Origin of the sequence: Pseudoalteromonas sp. BZA4 (assembly GCF_040104395.1) — a bacterium.
In the GTDB taxonomy this organism is placed as follows: domain Bacteria; phylum Pseudomonadota; class Gammaproteobacteria; order Enterobacterales; family Alteromonadaceae; genus Pseudoalteromonas.
This window is the reverse complement of sequence record NZ_JBECOT010000017.1, coordinates 1-16,122: the sequence shown is the minus strand read 5'-3', so window position 1 is coordinate 16,122 and position 16,122 is coordinate 1. Positions and strand designations below refer to the sequence as shown.

The window sequence follows — 16,122 nt, the reverse complement described above, 5'->3', positions numbered from 1 at the left end:
TCTTCGCTTAGATACAAAAAACCGAGCTAGTTGCTCGGTTTTTTATTGTCAGTTTTACTTATTACTCGTTAATTTTAGCTTTAAGTGATTGTGCTTCTTCTTGCACTTCGTCTGGGCCATTGGCAATAACATCTTCAACGGCTTGCAGCGCTGAGTCAAAGTCGTCTATTTCGATATATGCCCGCGCTAAGTCCAGTTTTGCTGAGTAACCACCACTTTCGGCATCAACATCAGTTGGGTTATCACCCGCTAGTAAGTCATTAAAATCACTCAGTCCTACATCCATATCAACCTCATCATAAGGTTCGTGGTCGAGTGCTTCATCGTCACTTTGTTCAAGTAATGAATCGATATCTACAAACTCATCCGTTGAAGTAGTTTGTTGCTCCTCGGCATCTAATGCCTGTACTTCAGGTTCAACTGGCTGTTCGCTTTCACCCTGTAAGTCTTCATTTAATAGTGCATTAAAATCAACGTCGAATTCACTTGCATCAGCAATATCAGCTTCATCTGGCTCTGCTAGTTCATTTAACAGTGCATCAAAGTCTGTTTGAGTAAGGTCAGCCATAAAATCATCATCGATTTCATCGTCTGACAGCTCACTTAAATCAGCCTCGTCAGCTAAATTAGACTCGATATCAGCTAATGTTTTCTCAGCTTCTACGGCATCATCAAGTTCAATATCGTCCAATTCGAATTCAGGGAACTCTTCTAATTCGTCTTGGCTATCAGCCACCTCATTGTCAATTGGCGCTTCGCTCGTTAACTCTGTTGTGCCTTCACTCTGTGATTGATCCGATAAGTCGTCCTCAGGATCAAGAACATCATCTTCTGTAAATTCATTATCAAGCAAGATCTCATCATCAAAATCATCGTCTAACTGATCAAGCTCATTACCCGTTGCTAATGAATTAGCAAGGTCTTGCTCTGCCTGACTTAACTGTAATGGTGCATCTTCATCTAACTCACCAGAAATGTCTTCATCAGATTCATCCAATTCAAAACCGGCTTCATCTAGCTCAAGCTCTGGATACTCTTCCAACTCTTGGCTAGGAGTCACGGTATCTTGCTGTAATGGCTCTTCATCGGCGGTTAAATCAAATTCATCAGTTAGGTCTTCATCTGCTAGCGGATCATCGCCTAAATCAATTTCAACTTCTTCTATGTCTTGCTCTGGTTCATCTATTGACCAGTCTGGTGCTTCGACATAGTCATCTTCTTCACCAATTTCATTTAATAACTCATCAACACTTTTCAGTGACGGATCATCAAACTCGTCAAGGCTATCATCTTCATCTAATAGCTCATCGCTATCTTCATTAAACTCTTGATTAAGCGCTTCATCGATATCAACTTCGTCACTATCATCCGTATCATCAACCAACTCTGATGCAATTGATTCAACATTCATGTCATCAACCGCTTGATCAGCATCGGCTAAATCTTCTAGCGACTCTTGTAGATTCTCATCATGCTCTGCACTGTCACTCTGTTCATGACTTAAATCTGATATCTGCGCTTCAGTGTCTTGCTTCAGCTCATTTGTTTGCTGAATAAGCTCTTCAAGCTCATCATCAACGTCAGAGTCCTGCTCATCACTAGCGTCTTCATCAAGTAATGAGTCAATATCTGCTACATCGAGTTCATCGTCTTGCTCAGCATTGTCATCAATATCTGAGCTACTTTCATCTGTAAACTCAGGTTCTTCTGACTCTGCATCAACCTCATCAAGTAGTGAGTCGATGTCATCGACATCTAAATCATCATCAAGCTCATCTTCGTCAATTAAATCGTCTGCACTAGGTTCCTCTACAAGCTCTTCAGGCTGCTCATCATCAAGTTCCGATTCAGGCTCTTGCTCTGCTTGAGCTTCATCTAATAATGAATCAATGTCATCGACATCTAAATCATCATCAAGCTCGTCTTCATCGATTAAATCATCTGCGCTTGGCTCTTCTACGAGCTCTTCAGGCTGCTCCTCAACAAGCTCTGCTTCAGGCTCTTGCTCTTCTTGAGCTTCATCTAATAATGAATCAATGTCATCGACATCTAAATCATCATCAAGCTCGTCTTCATCGATTAAATCATCTGCGCTTGGCTCTTCTACGAGCTCTTCAGGTTCTAGTGTTTCTTCAAGTTCTGGCTCAGCTTGTGCCTCATCTAGCAATGAATCAATGTCATCAACATCGAGGGCATCATCAAGCTCGTCTTCGTCGATTAAATCGTCTGCGCTAGGTTCTTCTGCAAGCTCTTCAGGCTGCTCTTCAACAAGCTCCGCTTCAGGCTCTGCTTGTGCCTCATCTAATAATGAATCAATGTCATCAACATCGAGGGCATCATCAAGCTCGTCTTCGTCGATTAAATCGTCTGCGCTAGGTTCTTCTGCAAGCTCTTCAGCCTGCTCTTCAACAAGTTCCGCTTCAGGCTCTGCTTGTGCCTCATCTAATAATGAATCAATGTCATCAACATCGAGGGCATCATCAAGCTCGTCTTCGTCGATTAAATCGTCTGCGCTAGGTTCTTCTGCAGGTTCTTCTTGAACTTCATCTAATAGTGAGTCAATGTCATCAACATCCAGCGCATCATCAAGATCATCGTTTTCTAATGCATCGTTAGCTTCAGCGGCTGGCTCTTCTGTTTGTGCATCATCAATTAAGCTGTCAATATCGAAATCATCTTCATCGATGAGCTCATCCGCGCTTGGTTCTTCGGCTGGCGCTTCTTCTTGAGCTTCATCTAATAGCGAGTCAATGTCATCAACATCCAGCGCATCATCAAGATCGTCGTTTTCTAATGCATCGTTAGCTTCGGCTGCTGGCTCGTCTGTTTGCGCTTCATCAATTAAGCTGTCGATATCGAAATCATCTTCATCGATGAGTTCAGCTTCAACGTTAGTTGTTGAGGCATCATTATTTTCATCGAGTAAGTCATCAATATCGTCTAGGTTTACATCTTGATTAGAATCCGTGTTGTTTTGCTCATCAATTAAGCTATCAATGTCAAAATCATCTTCAGCGTCATCTTCTGCAAGCTCTTCACTAAGCGCTGCCATTTCATCATTGGCGTTATCTAACGAGTCATCTTCATCAGTATCAAAAAGGTCATCAATGTCATCAGCACTTAAAATATCACCCGATGAATCTGCTGGAGACTGTTCGCTATCTAGGTCAATTTCATCACCTAAACTGTCATCATCAGTTTGATCGAAATCTTGCTGTAAAAATGCATCTAAATCATCATCGTCAGCACTACTTGAAGACTCATCATTAAACTCGATGTCATCACTTAATAAACCTTCTAGTTCATCTTGATTTAAAACACTGTCATCTTCATCAAAACTATCATCAATGCTGTCGTCAAAAATGATGTCATCATCAGGCAGCATGTCTTGGTCTAAGTCGTCATCTAACCGCACACTCAAGTCATCATTGTCTTCGACCGGATCAGGAACTAGCGGATCAGTTTCTATAATTGGTTCTAAATCATCATCAGCATTATAACTTGGGCTTTGTGGTAAAAATCCATCGTCATCGCTGGCATCTGTATCATCATTGGTGCTGTTGCGTTTTTTCAAAAACATCACAACGGCTGCAATGATCAGTAATGCAGGAATAAACATTAAAGCACCGAGAACAAATGGGTTGCTCAGTAAACTCGAAAAACTAAACCCACTGTCCTCTTCAATCTTTTTTGCTTTTTGCTGCTCTATGATTTCATTTTGTTTATTTATCAGCTCTTTCAGTTGCTTTTGAATTTCACTGTCTTGGCCAAGTTGATCACGAACGGTTTCAAGCTCTTTAGAAATACCGCTCAGTTGCTTTTTGAGCTTGTTGTTCTCAGCTAAAATCTCTTCAACATTTTCAACCGACGATTTAAACTGCTTTTGAAGCTCTACTAGCTGCGTGCCCTGCTCTGTTTTAATGGTGTTGATTTCTTTCTTAAGTTCTTGTTTTGCTTCGTCTACATCAACTTTACGGGCTTGAGTTACTTTCTTTTGCGATTCATTAATTTCAGCTGTAGTCAGCGTGCCGTTTTTCTTTTTTTCCCACAGCTCATCATCCTGTTCAGAGCGGGCTTTTGCTAATGTCGGGTTGACCGCACGCATTTCTGCAATGGTTGGAATTTTTAGGTATGCGCCATCACGCATATGATTTAGGTTTTGATCTAAAAATGACGATGGGTTTTTGTCATACAGAGCTTGCATGACCTGATAAATGCTTACAGAGTTGTCAGGGCGAATTTTAGCGGCAATACGCCATAATGTATCGGTCGGTTTAATTGGACCAATAGAGCGCCCCTGCGCACCGTAATCGACACCTTTAGGGCCTTTAAGTGTGGTGCCTTCATCAGAGTATGTCGGTGTTACCACCAATGCAGACGCTAATATGAAGAGTGTTGCTAAACCGCGCATGCTGATCCTTTATGTTTTAAATGTTAACGCAGCAACCTTGGTTGCTTAAACATCAAGTAATTCTTGCAGAATTGATTCTTAATTATGTTTTCTTGCAAGCTCTATTCCAGCTGCAAACTATAACTTAGTTGCCTTGCAATATCTATTGCAACACCTTGATAGTAAATAGCTTAAATAATAGCGGCTGAGAGGCTTTTTTATTGTTATCGTTAAGTTTATACGCTTTTACAGCGTATGCGGCAATAATTTGGCAGTGAATTCACAAAAAAAGCGGCAAATTGCCGCTTTTCTTAAATTTAGCTCAGCCTAAATCATCAGATTTATAAATAATTTGCGATTAGCTCTTCAGCAATCTGCACACTATTTGTTGCCGCACCTTTGCGCGTATTATCGCTAACAACCCACATGTTTAAACCATGAGGATGCGAAATATCAGCACGTAAACGACCCACGTATACAGTATCGTTACCACTTGCGTCTGATACTGCTGTTGGGTAATCGGCTAAGTCTTCAATAAACTCTACACCAGGTGCATCGTTTAATAGCTGCTTCACATGTTCGATATCTACTGGCATACGCGTTTCAATATTAATCGCTTCACTGTGACCAAAGAACACGGGAACACGAACACAAGTAGGGTTAACCACAACACTGTTATCACCTAAGATTTTTTGTGTTTCGTTGACCATTTTCATTTCTTCGCGGGTATAACCGTTATCTTCAAAGCTGTCGATTTGTGGGATCACGTTAAAAGCGATTTGTTTAGGGAAAACGGCATTATCCATCGGACGCGCATTCATTAAGTTTGCTGTTTGCTTAGCTAGTTCATCAACGGCTTCTTTACCCGCCCCTGATACAGCTTGATAAGTTGATACGTTAATGCGGTCAATGCCATAAGCATCATAAATTGGCTTTAATGCCACCAGCATTTGAATCGTTGAGCAGTTAGGGTTTGCAATGATGTTACGGTTTCTGAAATCCGCTAAGCTTGATGCATTCACTTCAGGAATAATTAGTGGCACATCGTAGTCATTACGAAAGTGTGAGGTATTATCAATTACCACACAGCCTGCGTCCGCCGCAATCGGTGCGTATTTTTCAGAAACACTGCCGCCTGCTGAAAATAAACCAATGTGAGCTTGGCTAAAATCAAACTCTTCAACATCAATTACTTCAATGCTCTCACCGCGAAATTGAATTTCTTCACCAGCACTACGGCTGCTTGCAAGTAAAAATAATTGGTCTACCGGAAACTTACGATCTTCTAAAGTTTCGATAATCTGACGACCCACTAAACCTGTGGCACCTAATACGGCTACATTAAATTTTTGCGACATGTGTTTTCCTCTTTTGAATAAAGCAAATGGCTTTATTCGTTAATTCTAAATCCCAGTGCAGCTAATGCGCCTTCACATGCACTGTTGGCAGCCACCGACAAAGTACTAAACTCGCGTCGTGGCGGGTAATTCTTGCGTAAACTATCAAAGCCTTCGCTTGCTAATTTACTTCGTAAAATGCCATCGTCGCGACGCACATCATAAATTAAGTGCACTAAGCGACCTATATCATCTAGGTTAAAGGTTTCACCTAGCGTGACAGAGTGGCTAATTGGTTCTGGCAAAAAATCGTCCAGAGACTTAAGCGCTGCGATGCCTTCAAGCTCACATACTTGCTGATACAGCATTTGTGTACCGCGGGCTTTGCCTTCAAGTGTATGCCCTGCAATATGCACACTGGCATAACGTACATAATCAAGCAGAGGTGTCAGTATATTGGGTTCGTTTTCCCAAACATCAAGCACACAATCTAATTTTGCGCCTTGCTCAAACAATGCTAGCAATGCTTGGTTATCAATCACATCACCACGGCTTGCATTGATAATCGTCATACCCGGCTTAAGTGCTTTTAAGCGTGTTTCGTCTAGCATGTGCAAGGTTTTATGCGGACCTTGTTTAACCAATGGCACATGAAAAGTCACAATATCGGCTTGAGCTAGTAATGTGTCTAACTCAATATGCTCTGCAAGTTCACCGGCTTCATGCTTCGGTGGATCACATAACAGCACATTCATACCAAGCAAGCTTAGCTTATCACGTAAACAGCTACCTATACTGCCAACACCCACTATGCCGATGGTTTTACCTTGTAATGAACTAGCATTTTCTTGGCTCAAGGCATACAAGCAGCTAATAACATATTCAGCAACCGCCACGGCATTACAACCTGGTGCGCTGCTAAATGCGATATTTTGCTCAGCAAGTAATTCGGTATCAATGTGATCAACACCTATGGTTGCTGTGCCCACAAATTTTAATTTATCTGCTTGAGTGAGTAAGGTTTTATCTACATTGGTAACAGAGCGGGTTAACAAAATATCGACCCCGACTAGCTGCTCGGGTTGAAGATTACGGCCATCAAATCGCTCAACATCACCAAAATCGGCAAAGTACTGCTCAACCAATGGCATATTTTGATCTGCAAGAATTTTCATTTGTGTGTCCGAGAGGCAGAAAGTGGCGCTATTGTAGCGAATTTATCAGTATTCGGATAGGTAACAACTAAGACTTTATAACAAATGAAAAAGCCGAGCTATTGCTCGGCTTTAAGCAAATACTGGAGAGGTTTAACCTTTATATTTGCTCATTACTAATGTGGCGTTAGTGCCACCGAAACCGAAGCTGTTAGACATAACTGTATTTAGTTCAACGTCTTTACGCTCAGTTACAATATTTAGACCTTCAGCTTGCTCATCTAGTTCATCAATGTTGATAGATGGAGCAACAAAGTTATGCTCAAGCATTAATAGCGAGAAGATTGCTTCATGAACGCCTGCTGCACCTAAAGCGTGACCTGTCATCGCTTTGGTTGCACTGATCATTGGTGAGTTACCACCAAATACTTCTTGAATAGCGCCAAGCTCTTTCACATCACCAACAGGTGTTGAAGTACCGTGAGTATTTAAGTAATCAATACCGCCTTCAAGATCTTGCATTGCTTGCTTCATACAACGTACAGCGCCTTCACCTGATGGAGCTACCATGTCGTAGCCGTCAGACGTTGCACCGTAACCAGTGATTTCTGCATAAATGTGCGCTCCACGAGCAAGTGCATGCTCAAGTTCTTCAACAACAACGATACCGCCACCACCAGAGATAACGAAACCGTCACGGTTTGCATCGTATGTACGTGATGCTTTCTCTGGTGTTTCATTGTACTTAGTAGACAATGCACCCATTGCATCGAATTCCATTGCTAGCGTCCAGTGAAGCTCTTCACCACCACCTGCAAAGATTACGTCTTGCTTGCCTAGTTGAATTTGCTCAACCGCGTGACCGATACAGTGTGCAGATGTCGCACATGCAGAGCTTAGTGAGTAGTTAACACCTTTAATTTTAAATGGTGTTGCAAGACACGCCGAAGTCGTACTCGCCATAGTACGTGGTACCATGTAAGGACCAACACGTTTTACGCCTTTTTCACGTAAAATGTCAGCCGCTTCAACTTGCCATTTAGATGAACCACCACCTGAACCCACTAATAAACCAGTGCGCTCGTTTGAAACTTGATCTTCACTAAGGCCAGCATCTGCAATCGCTTGTGACATTGAGATATAAGCGTATGCAGCAGCATCGCCCATAAAGCGCATTGCTTTACGATCAACAAACTCTTTAACATCAATATCGATTTTGCCAGATACGTTACTACGTAGGTTGTAGTCAGCAAACTCTTGGTTGAACGCGATACCACTACGGCCTTGTTTTAATGATTCTAATACTTCTTCTTTGTTGTTACCGATGCTTGAAACAACACCGATGCCCGTAATAACGGCTCTTCTCATGGGTAATTACCTTAGCTCTATACTAAATTGTGTTCTATTTTACGCTGAAATTACTTTCGAAGTGGTCAGCTTTCTAGCGTACACATGTACTCTGAATGTCTAGCTTATAAATAACGCCAGACTATTTCAAAGAAAACACGTAAAATAATGAAAAAAGTTTGTAGTTAATTAGTTAAACCATGATCAAAAACGCACATATTCATTTTAATCACCTTGGTACCCCTGTCGCCGATCAGTTTGACGATGTTTATTTCTCTAATGACGATGGCTTAGCCGAATCACATTATGTGTTTTATCAACAAAACCATATCCCGCAACGATTACAAAATCATGACCGTGACCACTTTGCAATTGCTGAAACAGGCTTTGGTACCGGGCTTAACTTTTTAAATACATGGCAGCACTTTGCTGCTCACATTGATAGGCAGCATGCAGAGCAAGAAGTTCAAAATCAACCCGACCATAGTGGTAAAAAAAGTGTTACCCGCTTGCACTTTATCTCTTTTGAAAAATTTCCTATTAAGCGTGATGACCTTGCTCAAGCACTCAAAGCCTGGCCTAGTTTAAGCAAGTATAGTGAGCAACTAATTACTCAATACCCAATTAATTTGGCCGGCTGTCATCGCCTTGAATTTGCAGGCGGCAAACTAATACTCGACCTTTACTTTGGTGACGTGCAAGACAGCATTGACGCCATGAGCTACCCAAGCGAAGGGGTTGTTGATGCGTGGTATTTAGACGGCTTTGCACCAAGTAAAAACCCAGATATGTGGCAACAGAGTTTGTTCAACAAGATGCGTGCTATCTCAAGAGCAAATGCCACACTCGCCACTTTCACTGCCGCAGGCTTTGTAAGAAGAGGGCTAATCGAAGCAGGCTTCAGCATGAGTAAAGCAAAAGGCTATGGTAAAAAGCGCGAAATGCTGATTGGCGAGCTCACTGAGCCTAATGAGCAACAATCAGGGCCTGCCTATTTTGCTCATCAGCAAAGTGAACTAAGTAATGTTGCTGTTATTGGCGGTGGTATTGCCAGTAGCAGTGTACTGTATTCACTGGCAAAAAGAGGCCTGAAAGCCATGCTGTTTTGCCAAGATGAAGCGCTTGCCATGGGTGCTTCTCACAATGTACAAGGGGCTGTTTATCCGCATTTGCAAGCGAAGAACTCACCGCACAGTGAAATGTTCGCTCATAGCTTTTTATATGCGATGCGTCTATATCAACAATTACTTGATGATGGTTTTGACTACCCTCACCAGTGGTGTGGTGTATTACAGCACGCGGTTAAACAAGGCCTAGCTGATAAACATCAAAACCTTGCCGATAAAGAACTTTGGCCAGTTGAATTAATGCGTAATGTAAGCGCCGAAGAAGGTGACGAAATTGCCGGTGTAGAAACAGACTACTCAGGTGTATTCTTTGCAAAAGGCGGCTGGGTAAATCCACCAGCCCTGGTTACAGCACTATTTAATGCGGCAAATTCGTTAACTGCCACTACCAATAATAAAATGGACAGTCACTTTAATTGCCATATTGAAAAGCTCGAAAAAACCGCTGATGGCTGGTTACTACACAGCAAAGAGCAAACTTTCGGGCCATTTAGCGATGTGATTAATTGTGCAGGTGAACACAGTGACCAGTTTAGCCAAACTCAAGCGCTACCTATTGTTGGTGTGCGCGGCCAAGTCTCGCATGTGCAAGCAAGCGAGCAGTCAAAAAGCCTAAAGACCGTGCTTTGCCATAAGGGCTATTTTACTCCTGAATATCAGGGCCATCATTGCATGGGCGCGACTTTTGAAAAAAACTCAAAAAGCCGTGAAGTTAAAGAGCAAGACAACCACACCAATCGTGAACAACTATTAAGTTTTTACACAAACAGCGAGTTTGCAACGACCTTAGGTGAGATAACAGCGGCAAAAGCAGCTGTAAGGTGCACCTTTATCGACCATCTACCTATGGCAGGTGAATGGGCTGAACAAAGTGATTATGTAAGCGCGTTTGCTAATCTACGCTTAGGTAAGCGTTATCAGTACCAAACGTTAACGAAACCTCAGCAAGGCTTGCATGTACTCACAGGCTTTGGTGCAAGAGGCCTGTGCAGTGCCCCTTTATGTGCTGAACATTTAATTGCTTGTTTAAACAATGAACCAAGGCCATTTAGCGAACGTGTGAGTCAGGCTATTCACCCCGCCCGCTTTATTGTTCGCGACCTAATTCGTAATAAAATTTAAAGGGGCTAAAAAGCCCCTTTTGATTGTTAATTACTTAATCGCTCAACTAGCTCTACGCGTCGGTTTAGCTGACGACCCAAATCATTTTTATTATTGGCAGCTGGTGCATAAGGGCCTACGCCATAACCAATTAAACGCGACTCTTTAATGCCGTATTGACTCACGAGCGCTTTAACAACTGCTTTAGCTCGCTTAGATGACAGCCCTAAATTATATTCTGGGCTTCCTTTATCATCAGTATGACCAACAACGTACAAGTTTAAGCTGTTATTTTTATTTAAAACATCCGCAATCACTTTTAATGACTCTGCTGACTCTGGCTTAATGTCTGATTTATCATGATCAAAGTAAATGCCATAAATGGCTGCTTTACCTTTTTGCTCTAGCTGCTTTAACACCTGGTCCGGATTGGTTTTAACTAAATCTCCTTGTAAAGGCTCTGTTCGAATTATAACGAGCTGCACTCGCGTAGTGCCTTGGTAATTACCCACAAAAAATGCGACAAAGGTTGTTTGATTTTCTATGGTGTTTTTCATTAACTGATAACGCGGCTGGCGATAATAGTTATAAACTTGTTTTACCGACAAGTGATCACCAAGTGCTTGTATTGCCTTACGGTCGTCACCACATGCTTGACGTTCGCAACTAAATACCGTTTCAAAGCCTTCTTTTGTTAAGGCAGACACATAGTTATGAAAAACCTTAAGGGTTGATACTTTTCTAATTTCATAAGTAATACGAGTGATATCGCCTGTCACATCTTCAGCAGGTAGCGCTTTGTTTTTACGGTTAAATATTCCTGTTGGTAGTGAAAATTCCTCGTAATCAATTTGCTCGTAGTCTTCAATAAAACTACCAGGATAACGGCTAAGTAATGGATGATCGCTTGAGCCTCTAATATCGTCTTTAGGTGCTTTGGTAACTGGATTTAATTGCTGTTTTGCAAAAGCAGCTGTATTGGCTTTTATCAGACCCGTTTCAAGCTCTTTAATCGCAATTGAGCTACTCATAACACGCGTTTTACTGTTGTACTGGCCAACAAATAACGACACTGCAAACTCAGGCTTTTCACCTTTAGTGGCAATAAGATAATATGGCTTACGATGATAATTATAGAGCTGAAAGTAACCGACTTCCTCTGCAAAATCACTGCTGTCACCGCAAGCGTCTAGCTGACAAGAATAAACAATATTAAAACCATCGGTGAGTAAAGCTTGTTTATAGTTTTCAAATACTTTGAGAGTGGCAACATTGTTTATTTCGTACAATGTGTGGTTTACATCGCCAATAAAGTCTGTGTAACTAAATCGTTCTGATGACTTTTTACTGTCATCAAACTGGCTCAGTAATTGTGTCTGTTCGCCACTGAGTTTAACCGACTTTTCAACGTCACTATTTGGATAAGGCGATAGCCATTGATTAGCAGATACCGCATTGCAAAATGCCAATATTACTAACACCAAAAGTTTAATAAATATTTTCACTTTAAGTCCTTTTAATTGATTTTGTACCTGATTAAATACTATGCCAAATAATACTTTTTTATTCAAAGTTTGCTTGTACCCCTTTAAAAATAAATCCACACCCCAAGGTCTTTAGTTACACAGCAATTAGAAGGAGTTTGATATGAAAACCTTAATCATTGGCGCAACGGGCCAAATAGGTAAAATGACCACCGAAAAAATGCTGGCAAGTGGCCATGACGTAGTGGCTCTGGTTAGAGACAAAAGCAAACTGACTGCGCTTGAAAGTAATCATATAACGATTGTAGAGCAAGACCTAGAAAACGATTTTAGTCGCGCCTTCGAAGGGGTTGAGCAAGTGATTTTTAGCGCGGGATCCGGCGGCGCTACGGGTGCTGATAAAACCTTACTAATAGATTTATGGGCCGCAGTCAAAGCGATTAATTATGCGGTAGATGCCAAGGTTAAGCACTTTATAATGGTGAGCTCAATCGGTGCTGATGCCCCTGATAATATTGAAAGCAGTATAAAACCGTATTTAATTGCAAAGCACATGGCTGACCAACATTTAATCAATAGCGAATTAAATTACAGCATTGTCAGACCTGGCACGCTATTAAATGATGCAGCAACGGGATTATTAACCACCACGCGCCCTGCAACACGCCAAGATGCGGTGATCAATCGTGAAGATGTGGCAGATACCCTGCTATACCTTGCTGAACATACACCGAAAAAACCGCAAGTGTTTGAATTGTTTAATGGTGATAAGTCAATCGACAGCCTACTAAGCAATTGAATACGTATGCATAAGAAATAAGATTGAGAAAGCGCGTAAAGCACTTTAGTTTATTGTTTACATAATAATAACAAAGGTGCTTTATGCGTCATTTTGCTTTACTTTTTTGCTTTGCTTTTACGTCGGCTTGTTTTGCCGCACCGGTAAAAGTTCAAAGCTACAGTGGCGATACCTCCCTTCCCCACAAATTACTGATCAGCGCCATCGAACGTGCTGGCTTAGAGTATATTCACCCTTATGAAACCAATAAAGATATCTCTAATGCACGTATCTTAAACGATGTAAAAAACAACCAGCTGGATGTGATGTGGAGCATGACATCAACTCAGTTAGAACAGGATTATCAAGCCGTTTATATTCCCTTGTTTCGTGGCTTACTTGGCATGCGAGTCGCGATTGTGAAAGCACAAAATCGCGAACTGTTTAGCTCGGTAACTAGCTTACAAGATTTAAAACGTTTTACCGCTGGGCAAGGTAAAACCTGGCCAGATACGAAAATATTAAAAGCAAATCAACTGCCTGTTGTTACTACATTAAAATACCCTAATTTGTTCCCAATGCTTGAAGGCGAGCGCTTTGATTACTTCCCGCGTGGGGTGAATGAACCTTGGGATGAAATTGCCAATCACTCAGAGCTTAACCTCACTGTTGAGCCGCACTTGGTCATTAAGTACACCGCACCACTTTACTTTTTCGTCAACAAAAACAACCACACGCTACATAAACAGCTAAATGATGCGCTAAACGAGATGATTGCTGATGGCACATTTAACGCCATGTTTTTGGCAGACAGCCAAGTACAAACGGTTTTATCAAAAGCCAACTTAAGCTCGCGTCGCGTAATTGAGCTAGATAACCCAACGTTATCGTCGAACACACCTAATAAAAATAGCCCTTTGTGGTTTAACCCATTTCAATGAGCGCACAATGAAATCATTAAAATATAAAATGACCTTGGCACTGTCTTTGTGCCTTTTACTGAGCGTGATCTTCGTGATCAGTGCAAACTATCTGCTGGCAAAGTCGAGTCAAACACAACAATGGCAAGACGACATCACCGCCCTTAATGAGCAAATGCAGGTTATTTTAGCCGAGCCGGTATTCTCTTATGATGAGCCGTTAATCAATCAGATTATTAAAGCCTTTTCGCAAAACAAACATGTACATAGCATTTCAGTGACAGATCATCGCAATAAGCCACTGGCCGCTATCACTAAACAAAGCAATAACGCATCGGTTAGCAAAACTATTGATTTGCACTATTTAGATAATTTAATTGGTCACATAAAAATTGGTTACTCACAACAAGCACTGCATAGCACCATTGCTGAGTCGACACGCACCATGTTTATTACCTTGATGGTCTCATTTATCGCCTTGGGTGCGGTGATTATTTATATCGTGCGGCTTTTAGTGATAAAACCAATCGATAGCGTAAATAACCTTGTTGATGAAATTGTCAAAGGTGAAGGCGACCTTACAAAACGTATTAGCTATCAATCGAATGATGAAATAGGCTATTTGGTTGATGGTTTCAATCGATTTATAGCGCAAGTGCAAGAAATAATTACAGAGCTAGGCAGCACAGCCAGTGAGCTTGAAATGATAGCCAGCACAGTAAACGAAGCATCTGTGCGCTCTAAAAACGAAGCCGAACTTGAATATAACCGCACTGATTCTGCAACCAATGCGCTTAGTCAGTTAAGTGAAGCAACCAAAGAGATTGCGCAAGGGGCTAATCAAACCGCGCAGCAAACAACCGACGTACATCGCTTATGCCAACAGGGCGAACAAAACATGAATGCCAATGGCAACATGGTGGATGAGTTAGCTGCACAGCTCGACCACACATCAAACGTAGTTAAACAACTAAACGCCAGTAGTAATGAAATTAGCCAAGTGCTCGATGTTATAAAAAGTATTGCCGAGCAAACCAATTTACTGGCTCTAAATGCTGCTATTGAAGCGGCTCGTGCAGGTGAATCTGGTCGTGGCTTTGCTGTGGTAGCCGATGAAGTAAGAGCGCTTGCTAGTAAAACCTATGATTCAACGTCTGAGATTGAGTCGATTATTGTATCGCTACACAACAATACCTCTGATTGTGTAACCGCAACGGAGCAAAGTAAGTCACTCAGCGATAAAGTGAGCCAAGCGAATCAAAAAAGCCAAGCGGTGTTTAAAGATATTGCTAAACAAATCAATACTATTAATCAAATGAACGAGAGCGTTGCAGCAAGCTCTGAAGAGCAAACCAGTGTGACCGCTGATATCTTAAATACCATGCAGCTCATAAACCAAGGCGCTAAGAGCCTATCGCAAGAAGCTCAGCACCTCGATAACACCATAGGCCAGCTCAATGAATTAGAACGCGGCATCGTTGCCAAACTGGGTTTGTTTAAATACTAAAAGCCATAATTCCCTGCCACGCAAGTTGCAGGGAAAGCACCGTTAACACTAAACGAAAAATCTTTTTAAATTTATCTGACGAAATGCGGTGCAGTAACTTAAGACCAAGCCAAGTGCCTAAAGCACCACTCAATATCATGAGCATAACCAGCGGCAACCACTGCCAAAATGCAAACCCCACAGCCCCATATAAAATCGCTTTTAAGGTATGTTGTACTGTCATGCAGCTTGAAAATGTGGCGGTAAATTTAAGCTTATTATAATTATTTACATATAAGCAGCTGCCAACCAAAGGCCCGCTTGCCCCTACAAACATCGAGATAAACGTGGTCCAAAGCCCAGCGAGAACACGCCATAACTTTGAGGTTTCTCTGAGCTTTGGCGTCACACCCCAGAGTAAATAAAGCACAAAGGCAGCGACCACTAATTTCATTAATTCAAGGGGAATTGATGTGACAATCGTAGAGGCAACCAATGCTCCGATGACTCCCCCTAAAGAGAAGTACACAAACATAGCGCCATCAATATACTTAAACGTAAATAAAAAGCGGTTTGCATTAGAGCCTAACTGCACTAACCCATGGACAGGAATAACCACACTCATAGGAAGCATAGATGCCATGATCACCAGCAGCATTAAGCCGCCACCCGCACCAAAAGCCGCTGAAATCATTGAAGTAAAGCCCGCAACCACAATGAGCATGATTGTGCTGATCGGACTTAATAAATCTCCACCCAAAAACTGCCAACTGATCAAATCCATTGTTACGCTTAAAATAGTGTGTTTGAGCTAACGCTACCATGACTCACCACTATTAGCGACATATTGGAAATTAGTTTCGACTAAAAGACCACGGCAAGATCATTATAAATTGAACTTATAGAGCAAGTAGTGATCAGATCAAGGCATAATAATTACTTGGTCGCATAAATATGAGCACTACTTTTCTGAAACATTTTAATTCAATTACAGATCC

At 41.6% G+C, this 16,122-nt stretch carries 10 protein-coding genes; 4 read left to right on the top strand and 6 right to left on the bottom strand.

Features of this window, described 5'->3' with window-relative positions; translation table 11 throughout:
* Nucleotides 1-61: 61 nt before the first annotated feature.
* The 4 genes from ABMY41_RS09255 to fabB all read right to left on the bottom strand — a co-directional run bounded on the left by ABMY41_RS09255 (nt 62) and on the right by fabB (nt 8,249).
* Nucleotides 62-4,411, bottom strand: coding sequence for a FimV/HubP family polar landmark protein (locus ABMY41_RS09255; RefSeq protein WP_349274548.1), 4,350 nt, complete (start codon nt 4,409-4,411; stop codon nt 62-64).
* Nucleotides 4,412-4,731: 320 nt separating this feature from the next.
* Nucleotides 4,732-5,748: an aspartate-semialdehyde dehydrogenase gene (locus ABMY41_RS09250; RefSeq protein WP_054551679.1), complete on the bottom strand. Its 1,017-nt coding sequence runs from the start codon at nt 5,746-5,748 to the stop codon at nt 4,732-4,734.
* Between the two features lie 32 nt (nt 5,749-5,780).
* On the bottom strand, nt 5,781-6,902 hold the full coding sequence (locus ABMY41_RS09245; protein ID WP_349274547.1) for a 4-phosphoerythronate dehydrogenase: 1,122 nt from the start codon (nt 6,900-6,902) through the stop codon (nt 5,781-5,783).
* A gap of 132 nt (nt 6,903-7,034) precedes the next feature.
* Complete coding sequence (gene fabB, locus ABMY41_RS09240) at nt 7,035-8,249, bottom strand: beta-ketoacyl-ACP synthase I (RefSeq protein ID WP_054561838.1); 1,215 nt, start codon at nt 8,247-8,249, stop codon at nt 7,035-7,037.
* Between the two features lie 179 nt (nt 8,250-8,428).
* Here fabB and mnmC point away from each other — a divergent pair, with 179 nt between their 5' ends.
* Nucleotides 8,429-10,477 carry a bifunctional tRNA (5-methylaminomethyl-2-thiouridine)(34)-methyltransferase MnmD/FAD-dependent 5-carboxymethylaminomethyl-2-thiouridine(34) oxidoreductase MnmC gene (gene mnmC / locus ABMY41_RS09235; RefSeq protein ID WP_349274546.1) on the top strand — a complete coding sequence of 683 codons (2,049 nt, stop codon included), beginning with the start codon at nt 8,429-8,431 and terminating at the stop codon, nt 10,475-10,477.
* A gap of 26 nt (nt 10,478-10,503) precedes the next feature.
* Here the strand turns inward: mnmC and ABMY41_RS09230 are convergent, their stop codons facing one another.
* Nucleotides 10,504-11,961, bottom strand: coding sequence for an OmpA family protein (locus ABMY41_RS09230; RefSeq protein WP_289096728.1), 1,458 nt, complete (start codon nt 11,959-11,961; stop codon nt 10,504-10,506).
* Between the two features lie 142 nt (nt 11,962-12,103).
* Here ABMY41_RS09230 and ABMY41_RS09225 point away from each other — a divergent pair, with 142 nt between their 5' ends.
* From ABMY41_RS09225 to ABMY41_RS09215, 3 genes are all read left to right on the top strand, one after another.
* Nucleotides 12,104-12,739, top strand: a complete 636-nt coding sequence (locus ABMY41_RS09225; RefSeq protein ID WP_289096729.1) for an SDR family oxidoreductase — start codon at nt 12,104-12,106, stop codon at nt 12,737-12,739.
* 83 nt (nt 12,740-12,822) lie between these two features.
* Entirely contained in the window at nt 12,823-13,659 is an 837-nt protein-coding gene (locus ABMY41_RS09220) for a transporter substrate-binding domain-containing protein (RefSeq protein WP_251604237.1), read from the top strand.
* 7 nt (nt 13,660-13,666) lie between these two features.
* Complete coding sequence (locus ABMY41_RS09215) at nt 13,667-15,145, top strand: methyl-accepting chemotaxis protein (RefSeq protein ID WP_349274545.1); 1,479 nt, start codon at nt 13,667-13,669, stop codon at nt 15,143-15,145.
* Here the strand turns inward: ABMY41_RS09215 and ABMY41_RS09210 are convergent.
* Nucleotides 15,135-15,908: a sulfite exporter TauE/SafE family protein gene (locus tag ABMY41_RS09210; protein WP_349274544.1), complete on the bottom strand. Its 774-nt coding sequence runs from the start codon at nt 15,906-15,908 to the stop codon at nt 15,135-15,137. The genes ABMY41_RS09215 and ABMY41_RS09210 overlap by 11 nt on opposite strands.
* Between the last annotated feature and the right edge of the window lie 214 nt (nt 15,909-16,122).

Excerpts from the sequence above, each read along its gene's own strand:
- ABMY41_RS09255 (WP_349274548.1), bottom strand. The coding sequence starts at position 4,411 with ATGCGCGGTTTAGCAACACTCTTCATATTAGCGTCTGCATTGGTGGTA.
- ABMY41_RS09250 (WP_054551679.1), bottom strand. The coding sequence starts at position 5,748 with ATGTCGCAAAAATTTAATGTAGCCGTATTAGGTGCCACAGGTTTAGTG.
- ABMY41_RS09245 (WP_349274547.1), bottom strand. The coding sequence starts at position 6,902 with ATGAAAATTCTTGCAGATCAAAATATGCCATTGGTTGAGCAGTACTTT.
- fabB (WP_054561838.1), bottom strand. The coding sequence starts at position 8,249 with ATGAGAAGAGCCGTTATTACGGGCATCGGTGTTGTTTCAAGCATCGGT.
- mnmC (WP_349274546.1), top strand. The coding sequence starts at position 8,429 with ATGATCAAAAACGCACATATTCATTTTAATCACCTTGGTACCCCTGTC.
- ABMY41_RS09225 (WP_289096729.1), top strand. The coding sequence starts at position 12,104 with ATGAAAACCTTAATCATTGGCGCAACGGGCCAAATAGGTAAAATGACC.
- ABMY41_RS09220 (WP_251604237.1), top strand. The coding sequence starts at position 12,823 with ATGCGTCATTTTGCTTTACTTTTTTGCTTTGCTTTTACGTCGGCTTGT.
- ABMY41_RS09215 (WP_349274545.1), top strand. The coding sequence starts at position 13,667 with ATGAAATCATTAAAATATAAAATGACCTTGGCACTGTCTTTGTGCCTT.
- ABMY41_RS09210 (WP_349274544.1), bottom strand. The coding sequence starts at position 15,908 with ATGGATTTGATCAGTTGGCAGTTTTTGGGTGGAGATTTATTAAGTCCG.